The organism is Vibrio sp. 1727 (assembly GCF_033344415.1).
GTDB lineage: Bacteria > Pseudomonadota > Gammaproteobacteria > Enterobacterales > Vibrionaceae > Vibrio > Vibrio alginolyticus.
The window spans coordinates 1-544 of record NZ_JAWPOT010000575.1 but is presented as its reverse complement, the minus strand read 5'-3'; the positions used below and the strand labels follow the sequence as shown (position 1 = coordinate 544).

Sequence of the window (544 nt, the reverse complement as noted above, 5' to 3'; positions counted from 1 at the left end):
GAACGGATGATCCGCTTGCGATGCCGAGCGTAAAACAAATCAGTACATTTAGCTCCTCGCCTAAGGACGTTTTTTGAAAAAGAAAATAGGGCTTTACTGGTTTACGTTTGACCTAAGACTTCACGATAACTCGCTATTGGTTGATGCCTCATCTTTTCTGGATGAATTGGTTTGCTTGTATTGTCGCCCTTCAGTAACTCCTTTTCTCCATCATTTTGCTCAGGAGGCAACGCTCGGACGAGCTAGGCAGAAATTTATCGATGCGTCTTTGTGCGAACTGAATGACGCACTCGGCCAGTTGGGTCAGCGACTTTGGACGCTAGATATACCCCCGTATCAAGCCCTCAAATATGCCATTCAATATTTGAGTGTCACTCATCTTTATTCAGACGCAATGGCTGGCTCGGATGAACAGAACATATTGCACAAGCTGCAAGATGAATACCCACACCTTGTCATTGTTCAGCACTCTGTACGCAGTTTGTTCGACGAAAGCAAGCTGCCGTTTACGTTGCCTGATCTACCTGAGACTTTTACTCAGTTT

At 45.2% G+C, this 544-nt stretch carries 1 protein-coding gene; it reads left to right on the top strand.

The annotated features are described in order from the left end of the window. Positions 1-73: 73 nt before the first annotated feature. A partial coding sequence (locus R8O10_RS27020) for a deoxyribodipyrimidine photo-lyase (RefSeq protein ID WP_318192199.1) occupies positions 74-544 on the top strand: 471 nt, incomplete at its 3' end.